Origin of the sequence: Clostridioides sp. ES-S-0010-02 (genome assembly GCA_020641055.1) — a bacterium.
Lineage (GTDB): Bacteria > Bacillota > Clostridia > Peptostreptococcales > Peptostreptococcaceae > Clostridioides.
The window spans coordinates 2,504,134-2,522,511 of the sequence record CP067345.1 but is presented as its reverse complement, the minus strand read 5'-3'; the positions used below and the strand labels follow the sequence as shown (position 1 = coordinate 2,522,511).

General features: G+C 27.9%; 19 protein-coding genes, 1 pseudogene and 1 other annotated feature. Of the genes and pseudogenes, 15 read left to right on the top strand and 5 right to left on the bottom strand.

The annotated features are described in order from the left end of the window. The first annotated feature begins 28 nt into the window (after positions 1–28). The 11 genes and pseudogenes from JJC01_11680 to JJC01_11630 all read left to right on the top strand — a co-directional run bounded on the left by JJC01_11680 (position 29) and on the right by JJC01_11630 (position 9,444). Entirely contained in the window at positions 29–400 is a 372-nt protein-coding gene (locus tag JJC01_11680) for a CoA-binding protein (GenBank protein ID UDN56839.1), read from the top strand. A 163-nt stretch (positions 401–563) separates the two neighbouring features. Next, entirely contained in the window at positions 564–902 is a 339-nt protein-coding gene (locus tag JJC01_11675) for a heavy metal-binding domain-containing protein (GenBank protein UDN56838.1), read from the top strand. Between the two features lie 188 nt (positions 903–1,090). Continuing rightward, entirely contained in the window at positions 1,091–1,906 is an 816-nt protein-coding gene (locus JJC01_11670; protein UDN56837.1) for an EF2563 family selenium-dependent molybdenum hydroxylase system protein, read from the top strand. Between the two features lie 62 nt (positions 1,907–1,968). Further along, positions 1,969–2,472, top strand: a complete 504-nt coding sequence (locus JJC01_11665; protein UDN56836.1) for a MogA/MoaB family molybdenum cofactor biosynthesis protein — start codon at positions 1,969–1,971, stop codon at positions 2,470–2,472. A gap of 46 nt (positions 2,473–2,518) precedes the next feature. After that, complete coding sequence (gene moaA, locus JJC01_11660) at positions 2,519–3,478, top strand: GTP 3',8-cyclase MoaA (protein ID UDN56835.1); 960 nt, start codon at positions 2,519–2,521, stop codon at positions 3,476–3,478. Positions 3,479–3,481: 3 nt separating this feature from the next. Beyond that, a complete protein-coding gene (moaC, locus tag JJC01_11655; GenBank protein ID UDN56834.1) occupies positions 3,482–3,952 on the top strand; it encodes a cyclic pyranopterin monophosphate synthase MoaC in 471 nt (156 codons plus the stop codon). A gap of 34 nt (positions 3,953–3,986) precedes the next feature. Continuing rightward, positions 3,987–4,421 (top strand): MOSC domain-containing protein, encoded by a 435-nt coding sequence (locus JJC01_11650; GenBank protein UDN56833.1) that lies wholly within the window; start codon positions 3,987–3,989, stop codon positions 4,419–4,421. 219 nt (positions 4,422–4,640) lie between these two features. After that, positions 4,641–4,880, top strand: a pseudogene (locus tag JJC01_11645) (DNA alkylation repair protein). Between the two features lie 202 nt (positions 4,881–5,082). Beyond that, positions 5,083–5,294 (top strand) — a binding site (T-box leader). 162 nt (positions 5,295–5,456) lie between these two features. Then, complete coding sequence (locus JJC01_11640; protein ID UDN56832.1) at positions 5,457–6,746, top strand: cytosine permease; 1,290 nt, start codon at positions 5,457–5,459, stop codon at positions 6,744–6,746. 53 nt (positions 6,747–6,799) lie between these two features. Then, the gene (locus JJC01_11635) at positions 6,800–7,879 is read left to right on the top strand and encodes a DUF917 domain-containing protein (protein ID UDN56831.1); all 1,080 of its coding nucleotides are present in this window, start codon (positions 6,800–6,802) and stop codon (positions 7,877–7,879) included. Positions 7,880–7,899: 20 nt separating this feature from the next. Continuing rightward, a complete protein-coding gene (locus tag JJC01_11630) occupies positions 7,900–9,444 on the top strand; it encodes a hydantoinase/oxoprolinase family protein (GenBank protein ID UDN56830.1) in 1,545 nt (514 codons plus the stop codon). An 82-nt stretch (positions 9,445–9,526) separates the two neighbouring features. On the opposite strand, the gene JJC01_11625 is transcribed toward JJC01_11630, so the two are convergent. Beyond that, positions 9,527–9,811 (bottom strand): transcriptional regulator, encoded by a 285-nt coding sequence (locus JJC01_11625; GenBank protein UDN56829.1) that lies wholly within the window; start codon positions 9,809–9,811, stop codon positions 9,527–9,529. A gap of 71 nt (positions 9,812–9,882) precedes the next feature. Next, a complete protein-coding gene (locus JJC01_11620) occupies positions 9,883–10,638 on the bottom strand; it encodes a 1-acyl-sn-glycerol-3-phosphate acyltransferase (protein UDN56828.1) in 756 nt (251 codons plus the stop codon). A gap of 451 nt (positions 10,639–11,089) precedes the next feature. Here JJC01_11620 and JJC01_11615 point away from each other — a divergent pair, with 451 nt between their 5' ends. Continuing rightward, the gene (locus JJC01_11615; protein UDN56827.1) at positions 11,090–11,797 is read left to right on the top strand and encodes a B3/4 domain-containing protein; all 708 of its coding nucleotides are present in this window, start codon (positions 11,090–11,092) and stop codon (positions 11,795–11,797) included. A gap of 18 nt (positions 11,798–11,815) precedes the next feature. Further along, entirely contained in the window at positions 11,816–12,505 is a 690-nt protein-coding gene (locus JJC01_11610; protein ID UDN56826.1) for a radical SAM protein, read from the top strand. 245 nt (positions 12,506–12,750) lie between these two features. Here JJC01_11610 and JJC01_11605 read toward each other — a convergent pair whose 3' ends face one another. The 3 genes from JJC01_11605 to JJC01_11595 all read right to left on the bottom strand — a co-directional run bounded on the left by JJC01_11605 (position 12,751) and on the right by JJC01_11595 (position 14,461). Continuing rightward, positions 12,751–12,951, bottom strand: a complete 201-nt coding sequence (locus tag JJC01_11605; GenBank protein ID UDN56825.1) for a cold-shock protein — start codon at positions 12,949–12,951, stop codon at positions 12,751–12,753. 392 nt (positions 12,952–13,343) lie between these two features. Then, positions 13,344–13,610, bottom strand: coding sequence for a DUF3795 domain-containing protein (locus tag JJC01_11600; protein UDN56824.1), 267 nt, complete (start codon positions 13,608–13,610; stop codon positions 13,344–13,346). Between the two features lie 41 nt (positions 13,611–13,651). Beyond that, positions 13,652–14,461: a helix-turn-helix transcriptional regulator gene (locus JJC01_11595; protein ID UDN56823.1), complete on the bottom strand. Its 810-nt coding sequence runs from the start codon at positions 14,459–14,461 to the stop codon at positions 13,652–13,654. A 311-nt stretch (positions 14,462–14,772) separates the two neighbouring features. On the opposite strand from JJC01_11595, the gene JJC01_11590 reads away from it, so the two are divergent. Further along, on the top strand, positions 14,773–15,054 hold the full coding sequence (locus tag JJC01_11590) for a hypothetical protein (protein ID UDN56822.1): 282 nt from the start codon (positions 14,773–14,775) through the stop codon (positions 15,052–15,054). Between the two features lie 302 nt (positions 15,055–15,356). Next, a complete protein-coding gene (locus JJC01_11585; GenBank protein ID UDN56821.1) occupies positions 15,357–18,263 on the top strand; it encodes an EAL domain-containing protein in 2,907 nt (968 codons plus the stop codon). Positions 18,264–18,378: the final 115 nt, after the last annotated feature.

The following is an 18,378-nucleotide window of genomic DNA, read 5'->3' as shown; positions in this document are numbered from 1 at the left end:
AGAGTAGGATTTATATGGAGGAGAATTTATGAATTTACTTAAATGTGATTCTTGGGCAGTGATATTAAATAATAGTGACGAAGAAAGCAAGGCATATAAAATATTAGATGAACTTAAAAAGAATATGTACAAAGTTGTTGCTATAGATGAAGAGAAAAAGAATATTGAAGGTATAGATGTATATGAGTGCCTAAAAGACGTACCACACAATATTGATGTTGTAGCTATTATAGATAAGCAGTCTAAGATGGAGGCCATTTTAGAAGAGATAGAACTTTTAGACATACAAAATATCTGGTTTGAAAAAGGAAGCTTTAGTGAAATGATTATTAAAAAAATTAAGGATTTAAAATTGAATGTAGAATACAATTTAAGTTTATATGATGAGTTAACTAAGTAAATTTATATATAGAAAATTGATTAGGAACATAATTGGTTAACGAAATATCTTATTTTATAGTATAGATTTCCTAGATAAAGTATTAAATTACAAGATTTATTAAGAAGATTGCTGTTTACATGATATAATATATTAAACAGGAATATAAAGGAGTTGATATATTATGTTAATAGTAACTACAGAAAAAGTAGAAGGAAAAAAAATAGCAGAAGTTTTAGGGCTAGTTAGAGGAAGTACGATAAGAGCAAAACATGTTGGAAAAGATATAGGAGCAAGCTTTAAGAATCTTGTTGGAGGAGAACTTACAGGATATAATGAAATGCTTACAGAAGCAAGACAAATTGCAATTGGTAGAATGGTTGAAGATGCAGAATCTAAAGGTGCAAATGCAATAATAGCATTTAGATTGTCTTCAGCTTCAGTTATGCAAGGAGCGGCAGAAATGCTTGCTTATGGAACAGCAGTTATTTTAGAAGATAACAATGATATATCTGAAAAATAAAATATAAGGAATTAGAAAGAGACATCTTTTATAAATTTTATGGATGTCTCTTTTTGTTTGAAAAATATCAGGTAAAAGTAATTTTTAACCATTATAATAATAAAATAAGATGATATTATATAAATAAGTAAAATTATATTATATAATATAAAGTATAGACTTTAAAATTTTTATTAGTAGGAGAAAATATGAACAATGTTATAATAGTTAGAGGGGCTGGAGATTTAGCAACAGCAGTTATACATAAGTTACATAACTGTGGTTTTAAAATAATCGCTTTAGAAGTTGAGACTCCTCTTGCAATAAGAAGGAAAGTTTCTTTTAGTGAGGCTATCTATGAAAAGAAAGTTTCTGTGGAAGGTGTTTATTGTGTGTATTGCAAAGATAAAGCAGAAATAAAAAAAGCTTTAAATAAAAGAAACGTGGCACTAATAATAGACCCAAAAGGTAAATATATAGATGAAATACGTCCTGTAGCGGTTATAGATTGTATACTTGCAAAAAAAAATATTGGAACAAATAAAGCGATGGCAGCACTTACAATAGCTTTAGGTCCAGGATTTTGTGCAGGTAAAGATGTAGACATAGTTATTGAAACTATGAGAGGACATAATTTAGGAAAAGTGATAAGAAAAGGATATGCTTTAAAAAATACAGGAATACCAGGTGCTATATTGGGTATAACCAAAGAACGAGTTTTTTATTCTGAGAACGTTGGAATAATAGAAAATGTATGTAATATAGGGGATGTAGTTAAAAAAGGAGATATAATATGTTATATCACTGAAAAAAATGGAAATAAAATAGAAGTGAAAGCTTCTATAGATGGTGTTTTGAGAGGCTTATTGAGAAATGGTTCACAAATAGAAAAAGGATTAAAGATATTGGATATAGACCCTCGAATGGAAGAAGTAAAAAATTCATTTACGATATCAGATAAAGGACGTTGTATAGCAGGAGCAGTTTTAGAAGCATTATTATCAGAAGGAATATTACCAGAATAGGTTCTATTAAATAGATTTTTTATTTATAAAAGTTTAATTAATATATAAAGGGGTGAAACCATATGTTTAATGTAGCAATTATAACGCTTAGTGATAAGGGCTATGAAGGGAAAAGAGAAGACATAACAGGAAAAAAATTAACTGAATTTGTTGAAAATACAGGGAATTATAAAGTTACTGAATACGTGTTGATAAAAGATGATAAGGAAATGTTAAAGGAAAATATTATAAAAATTTGTAACAGTAATAAAGTAGATTTAATTCTTACTAATGGAGGTACTGGATTTTCAAAGAGAGATATAACTCCAGAGGCTACTAAAGATGTTTTAGAAAGAGAGATACCAGGTCTCAGTGAATACATGAGAATGAAATCTACAGAAATTACTAAAAAAGCTATACTAAGTAGGGGTGTAAGTGGAATAAGGAATAATTCTATAATAATAAATTTACCTGGAAGTCCTAAAGGTGCAGTTGAAAATCTAAGTTTCATTATTGATGTCTTAGACCATGGCATAGAAATTTTAAGAGGAGAAGCCACAGAATGTGCCACTAATAACAAAAAATAGTATATAATTCAGATAGATAAAAAATAGACAAAGAGGTAGATAGAGTATGATTGATAAGTATGGAAGAAAAATAGACTACCTTCGTATTTCACTTACAGATAAGTGTAATTTAAGGTGTGTTTATTGTATGCCACCAGATGTTAAATTTGAAAAAAATTATATAAACGATAATCTAAGTTTTGAAGACTATAAATTCATTATAAAGGCTATGTCAGAACAAGGTATAAAAAAGGTTAGATTTACTGGAGGAGAACCTCTTTTATATCCCAATTTAAATGAACTTATAAGGTTTACAAGAGAAGAATGTGGAATAGAAAATATAGGAATGACAACTAATGCTCTTGGACTTTCTGATAGAATCTTTGAGCTTAAAGAATGTGGTCTGAATAAAGTAAATATAAGCTTAGATTCTTTAAAGGAATATAAATATAAATCTGTGACAAGAGGTGGCAATTTAAAAGAAGTATTAAAATCGATTGAGTCATGTTTAAATTTAGGTATAAAAGTAAAGGTAAATTGTGTTGCCATAAATGGATTTAATGATGATGAGCTTAAAGACTTTATGTTTTTAACAGTTAAATCACCAATTGATGTAAGATTTATTGAACTTATGCCATTAGGTGAAGCTAATAGAGTCTACAAAAAAGGATATTTTAATGTAAAAGAAATGGTTGAAAAAATATATGGTTTATATAAAGTTAAAAATGATGAAAAAAGTACAGCAGAATATTATAAGTTTAAAGGAGCAAAAGGAAGAATAGGAATTATAACTCCATTAAGTTGTTCATTTTGCAACACTTGTAATCGTATTAGACTTACCTCTAGTGGTGCAATAAAACTGTGTCTACATTCAAAAGAGGAAATAGATATAAAACCACTTTTACATAAACCATTGTTATTTAGAGAAACTATGAAAGATATAATAAAAGAAAAGCCAGAAAAACATCATTTAATAGAAAATAAATGTAGTGATACAAATAGACGTATGTATGAAATTGGAGGATAGGTAATGTTAACGCACATAAATGAAAAAGGGTATGCTAAAATGGTAGATATAAGTGAAAAAGATGATACAAAGAGAACTGCTATAGCAACAGCTACGATTACTCTTGGTAAAGAAGCTTTAGAAAAGGTAAAAAATGGACAAATAAAAAAGGGAGATGTATTATCTGTAGCTCAAGTTGCAGGGATAATGGGAGCTAAAAATACATCTTCAAATATACCAATGTGCCATCAAATTAAATTGGTTGGATGTGATTTGGAATTTGAGATAGATGATTCTATATCTGCTATTAGAATATATGCAACCTGTAAATCACTTGGTAAAACTGGTGTAGAAATGGAAGCATTAAATGCTTGTTCTTTAGCAGCACTTACAATTTATGATATGTGTAAAGCAGTTGATAAAAAGATGGTTATAAGCAATATACATCTTGTGGAGAAAACTGGTGGAAAATCAGGTGATTTTAAGTTTGAATAATTTAAGAACATATGGGTGAAAATTTGGAGGAAATATGGCTAAAGTAGTGTCAATAAATATAAGTGACAAAAAGGGTGTAATTAAGGTTCCTGTGCAATGTGCAGAACTAAAAATAAATTATGGAATAGTTGGAGATGCACATGCGGGAAACTGGCATCGTCAAATAAGTTTACTTGGAAAAGAAAGTATAGATAAAATGAAGATGAGAGGTTTTGACCAATTAAAATTTGGAGACTTTGCTGAGAATATAACTACAGAAGGAATAGAAGTGTTTTCATTACCTGTTGGTACAAAATTAAAGATAGGCAAATGTGAAGTTGAAGTAACTCAAATAGGTAAAAAGTGTCATAATGGATGTGAAATTAAAAAATTAACAGGGGACTGTGTAATGCCACGTGAAGGAATTTTTGTTAAGGTTTTAAAGGAAGGAATTATAAGTATTGGAGATTCAATAGATATAATTCAATAAAAATTTGATTGAACTTAAAATAAATTTCTGATTATATTTTAAAATTTTATTAAATGTTCGTATAGCCTTGTTTTATAGGCTGTTCGGACATTTTTACTGTCAGTAGATACTTTACAATATTTCAGAATGTGCAGTGTGAAGTATTTTAAATAGATAGATTTAACAATATAACATACTGTTGTATAATGTGAGATATGATTATTTGCTGTACGTTCATGTTGTCGTCCACAGTTGCCTTGGGGTTAAGCACTAACTAAATTTAAAAAAGACCCTACACCTATTCTACCTATATTGGAACAATTAAAAACCGACTCATCACTGTATGTGCGAAAGAGTGTTGCTAATAATTTAAATGACATTTCTAAAACACACCCAGATTTAGTTGTAAAGCTTGCGAAGGATTGGTATAGTGTAAATGAATATACTAACTGGATTGTAAAATATGGTTGTAGAACTTTACAAAAAAATGAAAATAATTTGTAAAATTATATTCAATTGTATATAAAAATAATATAAATTTTTATTAAATTTAAAAAATACAAAATATAAATACAGTAATAATATAAAAAATTACATATAAAACTAAAAAATACAAGTAATTTACTTTTTAAGTTGACAAAATATTGCATATATATTATGATATAAATCATAAATAAATAACGTAGATTCGCAGAAGAAGAAAGTAGCATAAAGGAATTTTACAGAGAGTTAGATTTGGCTGAGAACTAATATTGAAATTTGTGTGAAAAGAGCTTTGGAGAATACTATTACAGTTCTATTGTAGTAGTGGTTTAATTCGCCTTAAGAAAATGAGTGAGTAAAATAAATTTTTACTAATAAGAGTGGTAACACGGATTGGTATTCGTCTCTTGGATTTTTTCCAAGAGGCGTTTTTTATTATAAAATTATTTCAGAAAATTTAAAACTATATATTAAATGAAAATTATAAATATATGGTTGTTAATAAATTTATAAATTAGAAAATTGTAAAACAAACAAATTAAATGGTTTTACAATTTTAATGGAGGGATGAAAATGGAAGAAGAAAAAATTAATTATGCCCTGGAACAGGTTCCAGAGAATCAAAAACGTGGTTGGGTAGCTATGTTTTCAGTGCTAGTAGCAATAGGTGTGGATTTATCATCTGTTATTTTAGGAGCTGAGTTAGCTCAAAGTATGCCAATGAAACAAGCAATATTATCAGTAATTGTAGGTTCATTTTTTTCTGCTATTTTGTATACTATATGCTCTTTAGTTGGTTCATCTACAAGCTTATCTACATCTATGATAACAAAATATGTGTTTGGAGAAGCTGGAGCAAAAATATTTTCTCTAGTTATAGGAGTTTCTTTATTAGGATGGTTTGGAGTTCAAGTAGGCTTTTTTGCTCAAAATGCTCAAATAATAATAAAAGATATATTTAATCTAGATGTGAGCATGCAAATTTTAAGCCTCATAGGTGGTCTTTTGATGATGAGTACAGCTATTTATGGATATAAAGCAATGGAAAAATTAAGTGTGTATTCAGTACCATTCTTATTAATTCTTATGATGTTAACTATATTCTTAGCTTTTAAAGCAAATGGAATTCCAGTTGATGATAATATGAAATCGACTATGACATTTGCAGGTGGAGTTTCTCTATCAATGAGTATAATAATAGTTGGAGCAATAGTATCACCTGATATAAGTCGCTGGGCTAAAAGTAGAAGAGATTGTGCACTTTCAAGTTTTCTAGGGATACAATTTGGAAATGCTTTTATGATAGTAGTATCAATAATATTAGTAAAATGTATGGGTACTTCAGATATTATGAGAATTTTTATTACATTAGGAATTGCTATACCAGGTATAATTGTACTTACATTAGCTCAATGGACTACAAATACAAGCAATGTATATTCTGCATCACTAAGTATAGCTCTTGTACTAAAAAAAGCTCCTGAAAAAGTATTAACTATAGTTCTTGGTGTTGTAGCAACTTTATTAGCTGTATTTGGAATATATGAAGGATTTATAGGATTTTTAAATTTACTTGGAATTGTTATTGCACCTGTTGGTGGTGTGTATACAGCAGAATATTATATAGTAAAACAAGAACTTAAAGGATTTGATAAGGGGATAGCATACAAACCAATAGTTAAACATTCAATAATATCTTGGATAATTGGTATATTAATAACATACCTTTCTACATATGGATTTATAACTCTTACTACTATAGCACCTTTAGATGGATTTATAGCAGGATTTATAATACAATCAATTATTGGAAAAGTGATTTGTTCATCAAAAAACAAACAAGAAGCAGAAAAAGCAGTTTAATGAAATATGCTTGTAAAGTATAAAATAAATTTGGAATATGAGGAGAAAGTAACATGAGATTTTTAACAGAAGAAAGCGTGGATAAAATAGCAGTTGGCGCAGCAGTGCTTGGAACAGGAGGTGGAGGAGACCCATACATAGGTAAATTAGTTGCAAAACAAGCAATTAAAAAGTATGGGCCTGTAAAAGTGATTAGTTTAGATGAGCTAGAGGATGATGCTTTAGTAGTACCAGTATCTGGTATGGGTTCCCCTGTAATTACAATAGAAAAATTACTTTCTGAAGTGGAATTAACTACTCCTTTAGAGATAATGGAAAAATTATTGAATAGAAAAGTTGATGTTATAATTCCTATAGAAATAGGAGGAATAAATTCACTTATGCCAATAGCAGTTGCTGCAAAAAAAGGGCTTCCTATTTTGGATGCAGATTCTATGGGTAGAGCGTTTCCGGAAGCTCAAATGGTAACTTTTTATCTTGAAGGATATGAAGCATCACCTGCTGTAATGGCTGATGAAAAGGGTAATTCAGCCATCCTTTATCCTGTTGATGGAATTTGGTCAGAAAGATTGGCTAGAACTTTAACAGTAGAAATGGGAGGAAGTTCTTCTATTAGTGACTATAATTTAAGTGGAGCTCAAGTTAAAAAAGCTGCGATAGGAAATACCTTGACTATAGCTGAAACTATAGGAGGATTTTTACTTGAGAATAAGTCAGACTCAAAAGGTGCTATTGAAAATATATTGAAAGAATTAAAAGGGTATAAATTATTTGAAGGAAAAGTAGTTGATATTAAAAGAGAGTTAAAAGGTGGTTTTACTAGAGGGCATGCATTCTTCGCTGGAATTAATGGATATGATGGAGAATACTCTGTACTATTTCAAAATGAAAATCTAATTGCAAAAAAAGGTAGTACACCACTTTGTATTACGCCAGATTTAATAGCAATATTAGATTTAGAAACTGGATTCCCAATAACTACAGAAAGAATAAAATATGGTTCTCGTGTGATGGTAGTAGCTTTTCCTTGTAATGAAAAATGGAGAACTAAAAAAGGAATTGAGACAGTTGGACCTGAATACTTTGGATATGATGTAGAGTATAAAACAGTAGAAGAATTACAAGGAAAATAAAAATTTAGGGGGAAATTTTGATGTATCGTGTAGGAATTGACGTTGGAGGAACAAATACAGATGCTTGTATACTGGATAAGGAATTAAAAGTAATCCATTCAGTTAAAGTAGCAACTACAAAAGATGTTGAAACTGGTGTTTATAATGCCTTAAAAAAAGTTATAGATGAAAGTAAAATTGACCATTCATTAATAAAATATGCTATGCTTGGTACAACTCACTGTACAAATGCAATAGTAGAAAGAAAAAGACTTAATAATGTAGCAATGATAAGAATTGGAAAACCAGCAACCACTGCTATTTTACCATTTATAGATTGGCCAGAAGATTTAAGAGAAAAAATAGAATTAGATTCAATATTGATATCTGGTGGTTATGAGTTTGATGGAAGAAAGATAAATGAACTTTGTAAAGATGAAGTTGTAGATTTTTGCAATAAGATAAAAGGCAAGGTAGAAAGTGTTGCAATAAGTGGAGTATTTGCTCCTGTAAATAAGCAACAAGAAGAAGAAGTTGCAAAATGGGTTAGAGAGATTCTTGGTGATATTCCAATATCCTTATCAAATGAAATAGGTAATATAGGTATACTGGAAAGAGAAAACGGAGCAATTTTAAACTCTGCATTGTCTAGAGTAGGTAAGGCTGTTTCTTTAGGATTTGAAAAAGCATTGAAAGATTTAGGAATAGATGCAGAAATATATTTTAGTCAAAATGATGGAACATTAATGAATTTGGAGTACACAATGAAGTATCCTATTTTCACAATTGGATGTGGAATAACAAATTCTATAAGGGGAGCGTCTTTCTTATCAAAAGTAAAAAATGCAATAGTACTAGATGTTGGGGGAACTACGAGTGATTTAGGTGTATTATACAATGGATTTCCTAGAGAATCTTCAATTCCTGTTACAATTGGAGGAGTACATACGAACTTTAGAATGCCTGATGTTTTAACTATTGGACTTGCTGGAGGAACTTGTGTAAAAGGCGAAAAAGACAATATAAAAATAGGTCCTGAGAGTGTAGGGTATAGAATAACTGAAGATGCAATAATATTTGGTGGTGATACTTTAACTTTATCAGATGTTGTTACAAAGTTAGGCATGGCATTTGAGGATAGAAAAAATAATGTTGAAAATTTAGATAAAGATTATTGTGATGAGGTATATAAAAAAGTAATTTTAAAACTAGAAGATGCTGTAGACCAAATGAAGACTAGCCAAAATGATGTTGAATTAGTTTTAACTGGTGGAGGAAGTATAATTGTTCCAGAAAAACTAAAAGGTATAAGTGATGTTATAAGACCTCCTCATTATACTGCAGCAAATGCTATTGGTGCAGCTTTAGGGCAAATAAGTGGGGATGTAGAAAAAGTGTACAGCTTAGATAAAATGTCTAGAGAAGATGCTATAGAAGACGCAAAACAAGAAGCCATAAACAAAGCTTTAAAAGCAGGTGCTAAAAAGGATACTATAGAAGTATTAAATATAGAAGATGTTCCACTTGCATATCTTCCAGGTAATGCACTCCTTATAAAAGTGAAAGTTGTTGGAGATTTGATATAATTTAAAGAAAATTTAAGTCTTTTTGAATATGTTTTAGATATAAAAAAATCGGTGCATAGTTTGTACCGATTTTTTATATTTATTAGTAGAGAACTCGTTTTTTTGCTTCTGCTATAGCTCTAGCAGCACTTTTTGCCTCAACTCTTTTTTCTTCCTCTCTTTTAAAAGCATTTATTGTATCATTTAAATTTTTATCGTGTTCATTTTTTTCTTTGTCTTCGTTTTCTCTGTAAACTAATACATAATCTATTATTGATTCATTTATTATTTGAGATATACTTTTATTTTCATTAATTCCTATTCTTTTAACTTCTTTAAGTAATGTTTCATCAATGTGAACTGTTGTTTGTTTTGTATTTTTTGCCATCTTAATCACCTCTTAAAAAAATTTTAACATTAAAATTTTTTCTAGTCAATAAATTTTAATGTTAAAATTCTTTAAAAGTTTTTATTTGTTTTTCTAAAACTTTCTATTTTGTTTATCATATTTTTTTTAATATTTTCTCCTAATACAGAAGATTTTAGTCTAGGATTTTCAATATGGTCATAAATTGGTTCTAGGAATTCAACTTCAACAAGAACAGAGTTAATTTTACCAATAGGTTGATATCCTTCATAAGTATCTTTTGAATTTTTTATGACTAATGGAACAATAGGACACTTTGCTTTATATGCTATTTTTAAGGCTCCACTTCTAAAATCTGATACTAGAGAATTTGGTTCTTTAATCCAGGTTAAATCTCCTTCTGGAAACACTGCCATACTCTGACCTGTAAGTATATTTTGTGAGGCTTCAGCAATACTTTTAATCCCTTCTCTATTATTTTTTCTGTTTACATATACACATCGTAACAACTTCGCCCATTCTTTAAATATAGGTATATTTCTCCAAACTGGCTCATCTGCAATTACACATCCAATTGGTCTTTCTACACTTGCTGCTAGTATAAAACTATCAAGCATACTTGAATGATTTACAACAAATAAGATTGGTTCTTTTGGTAATGTTTCTTTGCCAAGTATATTAAGGTCTATATTTACTATATCTAAAGATTTTTTAGCTTGTTTTTGCATAAATTCAAATTTTTCTTTTAAGCTAAATTTATCTGGATTTTTTTTGATTTTTATAAGTTTAGGTATAGAAGATGTAAAGCCTATGAGCTGATATGTAGCAAATTTTAAGTAATTATTCATAAAATTATCTCCTTAAAATAAAATTGTTTATTACTGTAAAGATTTTAACATAAAATGAAATTTAAGTCTATTTTAATTGGGATTTATAACTTACATTTAAAATAGACTTATTCTGAAATTTTTATACTTATAATTTTATTAATAAAATTATATCAATAATGTAGTATTCTATTAGATTAGCTAAATAACCTTTAAATATTATTTTGTACAAATATAAGAATCCAATATAGTATTGTTTTAAATCTTATATTATGCTAAAATTTATTTGTATTTTATAAATTACAAAAATATATAGTTTAGTTTTCTAGGGTTCCGCATTTTATAATGGGCAGGTCCAAGAGAAAACGCACAGTTATTGTGTACACGGAAGGATAAAAGCCTGGGAGATATTTAATAATATTTCTGTAGGCTTTTTTATTTTTATATATTTTAAAGTTGAGGAGGTATTCTAATGAAAAAATTTGTTGTTGAGGATGAGTTTTGGAACCTATTTCCTAGTTCAAAGATAGGAGTTGTTATTTGTAAGGACATAGACAACTCTATAAAGGATAAAGAAGAATACAAGGAAATGATTTTGCAGGGAGAAAAAGAGGTATTAAAACACTTGAAGGATTTAGAATTTAGCAATAACCAAGTAATTAAAGTATGGAGAGAAGCATTCAAAAAATTTAAAACGAAAAAAGGAGCAAGGTCATCTATTGAGGCATTGCTAAAAAGAGTTCATAATGGAAATCATATAGCAACTATTAACCCCTTAGTGGATATTTACAATTCTATTTCGCTAAAATATGCATTGCCTTGTGGTGGAGAAGACATAGACAAATTTATGGGAGATATTAGGTTGACTAGAGCAGTTGGAAATGAAGAATTTATACCATTAGGAACAGAAGAAAACTCATCTCCATATGAAGGTGAGATAGTCTATAAAGATAATGAAGGTGCAATTTGTAGATGTTGGAATTGGCGTGAAGCAGTGAGGACAATGCTTACTGAAAATACAAATAATGCATTTTTATGTATTGAATTAGTAGATGAAAGTAGATTTGAAGAATTTGAGAATGCCTTGAATTATTTGGCGAAAACAGTTCAAGAAAATTTAGGTGGAACATGTAAAATTTCAATTTTAGATATTAATAATAAAGAAGTATCAATAAATTAATTTTGAGAGGATAGAGTAATGAGTGGTTTTAGTTATAAAGATATTTATATTGAGGATGGAAAAAGAGTATTAGAAGTAAATATACTTCCTGAAAAGTATTGTAACTTTGATTGTATATTCTGTCCTATTGGAAGGTCATATAATAAAGTGGATACACTTCAATCATTTGACAAGATGGATGACTCACTTAGAGAATTAGAAAGTATAATAGAAAAGCATAAGGCAGAACTAGTTTTCATTAATTCAAAAGGAGAATCACTATTGAATGATAAAATTTGTGATGTAATCGAGTTAGTAAAGCGCAAAAGAGTGCCTGTACGATTACTTTCTAATGGATATTTATTAGGTAAAGACGAATATATAGAAATAGCCAATATGTGTGATGAAGTCATTGGAGAGATAAAAACAATATCGGAAAAAGATTTTCAAAAAATTCAGAGACCAATTATAGGATATACTCTAGAAGAATATATTTCAAATATGATTTTATTTAATAAACAGTATAAAGGAAAATTTATTTTAGAAGTAACAATTATAAAGGAATATAATGATAATGAGGAATCTATTAATAAGATAAAAAGTATTATTTATGAATTATCTCCAGATAAAGTAATTGTTGAAAGAATGAACGATGAAAAATTTAAGCAAAAATTTGATATATCTAGTGAAAAATTTGATAAAATTTCAAAAACGTTATTAAACTTTTGAAAACATTAATGAAAAATATTTATATATGAAATAAAAATCTAATAGAGCTAATCTATTGGATTTTTTATATATAATATACTATATATCTTTACTGAAATAACCCTTATTTATGAAGAGTATTTTATATTTAGGAGAGGGATTTTTTTATTTGTCCAAATAATATTATTTACTTAATTAATAATTATATTGTATATTACCAATAAAAAAAGACTCTTAAAAGAGTCTTTTCCGAAAAATCTATATAATTATAATATAGTTATGTTTTCTGCTTGCTGACCTCTAGCACCTTTAACTATATCAAAGCTTACTTTTTGACCTTCTTCTAATGATTTAAATCCTGAAGTTTGTATAGCTGAGAAATGAGCAAATACATCATCTCCACCTTCTACTGTTATAAAACCAAATCCTTTTTCGTTGTTAAACCATTTCACTATTCCATTATTCATTAAAAATACTCCTATTAACCTATATCAAGATATACTTGATTTAATTGTGTATTACCACAAATACTATTGTATCATAGATTAATACAAATGTCTACTTAATTGTAATTTTTAGTTAACATTTTTTGCTTATGCTTAACCATAAAAAATTGAAAAGCTTTGTGTTACTATATATTGGTGTAAATGCAGATAAAATACTTTACTAACATTTAATTGACATAAATATTAAAATATAAAATTAAGAGATTTAAAAATCAATGTTTATTTGTGAAAAAAATAGATAGCTATTATTTTATATTGAATAATAGCTATCTATCTTAGAGAATATACAATTATGTATTAAGGTATTAATATTTTAATTTATATACAATATAAAATATATAAATATGATACTATTATAAAGCTAGAGAAGCCCATTTTTCACATTGAGAAATTCTTTTTCCATCATCACCTTGTTTTTTATCATATGCAAATTGAGTTAATATTTCACATGGAAATGTGTCACATAGGCCACAATGTGTAAGATTTTTATTCTCACAACATGATTTTACAGGACATTCTTCAGACCAAAAAGGTTTATCAATATTTGTACATCCAGCGCAATTTACATCTTCCTTATACTTACATTCACAACACAAAATTCCACATCTTGATTCTATCATTTTAAATCCTCCTCAAATATAAACTTTAATATAATCATATGTTAAAATTTATATTTCTCATTGTAAAAATCAGACAAATTTTTTATATAGGTTGTTGGATTAACACCACAAATAGATTTAAAATCATTTATAAAGTGAGATTGGTCATAATAACCTATATTTTGAGCTAAAGTTGTAAATGATATATTATTACTTTGTATTTCTTGTAGTACTGTATTTATACGTAATAATCTAAGGTATGTCTTAACACTCATACCAAGAGAATTATTAAAAATCCTATTTAAATGGCGTTCACTATAACAACTAATTTGAGCAATATTTTTAACAGACATAATAGAGTTTTGTTTCCTAGCATCTATAAGAATTGGTATTGTTAAATCTTTTATATTAGATTTAAATAAGTACGATAAAAATAACCTATCGAATTGTTCAATGAGTTCTTTAAGAGTATTGGACTTTTCAAAGATAGAATTAGTTTCGAAATCAAGTTGAGTGTTAAAGTCTTTAACAGGGATTATTAAATCGGCTGATTCTATCTGAGGAAAACCTGTTAAATAGTATACTCCACATGGAAGAAATTCAACAAATACTCTAAATAGTACATTTTCTATATCATTTTTTACAATAATAGTTTTTGTTGTAGCACCCCAAAATTTGCTAGTTATACCTTTTTTACTAAATTCAAATACGATACATCCACTGGCATCAGGTATCAATGTCAGGTTTTCTATAGAATTTTTATCTGGAAAAGTTATTGTATAGTGAGCTATATATGGTCTTAATAATTTGTGTGGTGAAATATATATATCATGATTGTGATTTTTTAGCATGTTTTTAATTTTTTCTATCATAAGTATATCCCCCTGATACTATTTAGTGATAAATAGATTAGTTTAATTTTAGTATTTTATGTAATAAAATATTCTGATAAAAAAGTTTCATTGAGAGTATAAAGTATATAGAATAATTATAAAATAAAGTCTAAAAATGTACAATTATTAAAAAAAATATATGCACTCATGAAACTGGCATATTAGATAGAGTTAGGTATAAACTAAACACAGAAAATAATGGTGTTACTTTTATAATAGATACATATAAAGATATTTTTAAGAATAAAATTTATTATTAAATAAAAAATAAGGGAGAGTGATTTAATAGAATGGCATCAAAACAAATACCAAGAAATAATTTAGAAAAGTTTTTAAGAATAAGAGTTCTATCACATACAGGCGACAAAATACATATAAAATTACCTGTAAATTTTGCAAAGAGAATGATTGAAAACAATGCTTTAGATTTATTTAATGGAAAAGATGATGTAGTTGATGGTAAAAAAGTTACTGAAATACTAGTTAAGGCATTTGACTATGATTTAACTGGAGAAGTGGTTCATCTAGAAAGAAAAAATGGGGATATTATTAAAGTATCAATTGTGCAATAAAATTAATTTATAGGAATTTCAATTTGATGTAATTATAAAAAGATTATATAAAAAATGAATTATTTTACCATGTTAAAAGCTATATAAATTTGTTATTTTGCAAATTTATATAGCTTTTTAAGTATTCTTATTATGTGTGATAGATATAAAAAAATAGTATGTTTATATAAGTTAAGTTTTCTGTATTCTCACTAGTAATATATATTTTAGAAGTATTTTGAAAGTTAAACAATTGGCAGTATATTCTATTTTTCTATTGAAAATGATATAATATAGCTACTAAGAGGGAGGAGGACAAAATTTTGAAGTTAAAAACCTATCAATTGATTCTGATTGTTTGTATGATTTTTCTTTCTTTTCCAATAAAAATTAACTCTGCTTCAGATAGGGTTCCAGTTAAAGTCGGGTATTATGATGATGGCGATTATATGAGTCGAAATGAAAATGGAGAGTATATAGGATTTAATTTTGAATACTTACAAGAAATTACTAAGTACACTAACTGGAAATATGAAATAGTAGATTGTAAAAGTTGGGAAAATGCTCTTGAAATGTTAAAATCAGGTGAGATAGATGTTCTTCCTAGCGTCTATTATACAAAAGAACGTACAAAAGAAATGCTTTTTCCAACACTACCAATGTGTAATATCTATACAACTTTAAATGTAAAAGTGGATGATACTCGTTATGATTATGAGGATTTTGATTCATTTCAGGATATGAAAGTAGGTGTTATTAGTAATAGTAAGGATGCTGAAAACTTTAAAGAATATTGTAAAACAAATGATTTTGAAGTTAAAATTATATCTTATAAAGAAACAGATGATTTATTAAGAGATTTAAAAAATGGAAATCTTGATGGTGTTGCTATAACACATCTTGGTCGGACTAGTACATTTAAAAGTGTAGCACAATTTTCTCCAGAGCCACTCTATACTGTGGTTTCAAATAAAAAACTGGATTTATTATCTCAACTGAATTCTGCTTTGAATACATTGACACTTAGGAATTCAAGTTATGAAACAAAATTATATAATAAATATTTTTCTATAAGTACTGCTCAGAAGCCAGTATTTACAAAAGATGAGCAAGAATATATACAACAATCTGGTGAAATTTCAGCTGTTTATGATTCTACAAAGATACCACTAGAATATGGTGATTCAAAAACAGGTGAGTTTTCTGGTGTGGTTGCTGATTTATTTAAGGAAATTACAAATAACACTGGTTTAAAATTTAGATTTGTTTCTGCAAAAAGTTATAGTGAAGCACTTCAAGTATCAAAAGATTCTAGAATATCTATAGTTTGTGGTATGGAAAACGATTATATTAACAACCAAAAAAACAATATAAGAACAACGCAGTATTATTTACGTGCTCCAGTAGTTTTAGTTAGTGGAGAAAAAGAAAATGAAATTAAAAAAGTGGCAGCTGTAAATGGTTCTTTAATTGGACAAAATATTACTGAAGATGGGAAACTAGATAGAACTATAGAGTATTATAATTCTCCAAAAGAATGTTTTGAGGCTGTATTAAAGGATAAAGTGGATGCTGTTTATGTAAATACATATATTGCAGATTATCTATTGTCCAATCCTCGTTATGAAAAATTTTCTGTTTCGACCTTGACAAACTATGCAGAAGAAATAAGTATTGGTATTTCTGATTCTGCAGATTCGAGGTTATTTTCTATACTAGATAAATGTATTCAATATATGTCAACAGAACAAATGGACAGAATAATTTTAAAAAATACGATAATTCAATATGATATAACTTGGCAAGATATTATCCACCAGCATCCAATGGCAATTATTGGAGGCGTTATTATAGTATCAGCTATTATTATTATACTTTTGAGTTTTCTACTTTTATTAAAGTCAAAAAATAATAAACGTATTGAGAGTTTGTTATACCGAGATAGTCTTACAGGAATTTGGAATTTAAATAAATTTTGTAAAGAAGCTATTAAGAGTTTAAGAAGTGCAGAAAGTGGTTCATATGTGATTGTTTATTTAGATATAAAACAATTTCGAATGATTAATGACACTTTAGGTTTTTCAGAAGGAGATGAAATACTTTGTGCACTAGCTAAAGCTTTACAAGATTCTGTATCTTTTGAAGAATCTTGTGCTCGCGTTTCTGCAGACCAATTTGTTATGTTATTAAAATACGATAGTTGGGAGTGCTTAGAAGAACGTCTCTTCAAGATTGATAATCAATTAAATGGTTGGGTAGAAAAAATGAGAAAAACTTACCAACTTATTCTTGTATTTGGTGTATATATGGTAGATGAAGTTGAAAAACATGATATATCTCTCATGCTTGACCTAGCAAATTATGCAAGAAGAAATACAGAAATAACTCACAAAAGTTGTGTTGTACTTTATGATATGACTATGAGAGAGGAAGGGTTACATCAAAGAAACTTAACAGATAGAATGCAAATAGCCTTAGAACATGGAGAGTTTGTTCCATACTTTCAACCAAAAGTAGATATGAATACAAATAAATTGGTAGGAAGTGAAGCATTGGTAAGATGGAATTATCCACATAAAGGTATAATAAGTCCTGCAAAATTCATTCCTTATTTTGAAAAAAATGGATTTGTGGTAGAAATTGACTTTTATATCTATGAAGAAGTCTGCAAAATGTTAAAGAGATGGATGGATTTGGGATTAAATATTAGTCCAGTATCCTGTAATTTTTCCAGAATTCATTTTAATAATGAAAGCTTCTCAGAAAAATTGATAGAAATAGCGGATTCCTATAAAATACCTCACAAATACCTTGAAATAGAAGTCACAGAAAGTATTTTTGTTGAAAATCTCAATCAGATTTTGAGTCATTTTAATCAACTAAGAGAATCAGAATTTCCTATTTCTATAGATGATTTTGGTTCTGGATATTCCTCTCTTGGCTTATTACAACAATTTTCTGTTGATATAATTAAGTTGGACCGTACATTTATACAAAAAGGAATGCATGGTAGTCGTGAACAAGCTGTCGTGCGTGGAGTGGTAAATATGGCAAAAGAATTAAATATGAAAGTTATATGTGAAGGGGTAGAAAGTATAGAACAAGTGAGAATACTAAAAAAAATTGGATGTTATTTGGCACAAGGATATTTTTATGCAAAGCCAATGCCACAAGATGATTTTGAGCAATTATTAAAAAATCCTGTGCTTAAAATTAAATCAAATGTTTAAGGTACTCGTTTATTATATAAGAGAAAAAGAAAAATACCTATTCTAAATTTATATTAACTAAATTGAAAAAGCTATAAATAATAGAATTATTATTTATAGCTTTTTATTATATTAA

Coding starts and splice junctions, on each gene's coding strand:
- JJC01_11680 (UDN56839.1), top strand. CDS start 29: ATGAATTTACTTAAATGTGATTCTTGGGCAGTGATATTAAATAATAGT.
- JJC01_11675 (UDN56838.1), top strand. CDS start 564: ATGTTAATAGTAACTACAGAAAAAGTAGAAGGAAAAAAAATAGCAGAA.
- JJC01_11670 (UDN56837.1), top strand. CDS start 1,091: ATGAACAATGTTATAATAGTTAGAGGGGCTGGAGATTTAGCAACAGCA.
- JJC01_11665 (UDN56836.1), top strand. CDS start 1,969: ATGTTTAATGTAGCAATTATAACGCTTAGTGATAAGGGCTATGAAGGG.
- moaA (UDN56835.1), top strand. CDS start 2,519: ATGATTGATAAGTATGGAAGAAAAATAGACTACCTTCGTATTTCACTT.
- moaC (UDN56834.1), top strand. CDS start 3,482: ATGTTAACGCACATAAATGAAAAAGGGTATGCTAAAATGGTAGATATA.
- JJC01_11650 (UDN56833.1), top strand. CDS start 3,987: ATGGCTAAAGTAGTGTCAATAAATATAAGTGACAAAAAGGGTGTAATT.
- JJC01_11640 (UDN56832.1), top strand. CDS start 5,457: ATGGAAGAAGAAAAAATTAATTATGCCCTGGAACAGGTTCCAGAGAAT.
- JJC01_11635 (UDN56831.1), top strand. CDS start 6,800: ATGAGATTTTTAACAGAAGAAAGCGTGGATAAAATAGCAGTTGGCGCA.
- JJC01_11630 (UDN56830.1), top strand. CDS start 7,900: ATGTATCGTGTAGGAATTGACGTTGGAGGAACAAATACAGATGCTTGT.
- JJC01_11625 (UDN56829.1), bottom strand. CDS start 9,811: ATGGCAAAAAATACAAAACAAACAACAGTTCACATTGATGAAACATTA.
- JJC01_11620 (UDN56828.1), bottom strand. CDS start 10,638: ATGAATAATTACTTAAAATTTGCTACATATCAGCTCATAGGCTTTACA.
- JJC01_11615 (UDN56827.1), top strand. CDS start 11,090: ATGAAAAAATTTGTTGTTGAGGATGAGTTTTGGAACCTATTTCCTAGT.
- JJC01_11610 (UDN56826.1), top strand. CDS start 11,816: ATGAGTGGTTTTAGTTATAAAGATATTTATATTGAGGATGGAAAAAGA.
- JJC01_11605 (UDN56825.1), bottom strand. CDS start 12,951: ATGAATAATGGAATAGTGAAATGGTTTAACAACGAAAAAGGATTTGGT.
- JJC01_11600 (UDN56824.1), bottom strand. CDS start 13,610: ATGATAGAATCAAGATGTGGAATTTTGTGTTGTGAATGTAAGTATAAG.
- JJC01_11595 (UDN56823.1), bottom strand. CDS start 14,461: ATGATAGAAAAAATTAAAAACATGCTAAAAAATCACAATCATGATATA.
- JJC01_11590 (UDN56822.1), top strand. CDS start 14,773: ATGGCATCAAAACAAATACCAAGAAATAATTTAGAAAAGTTTTTAAGA.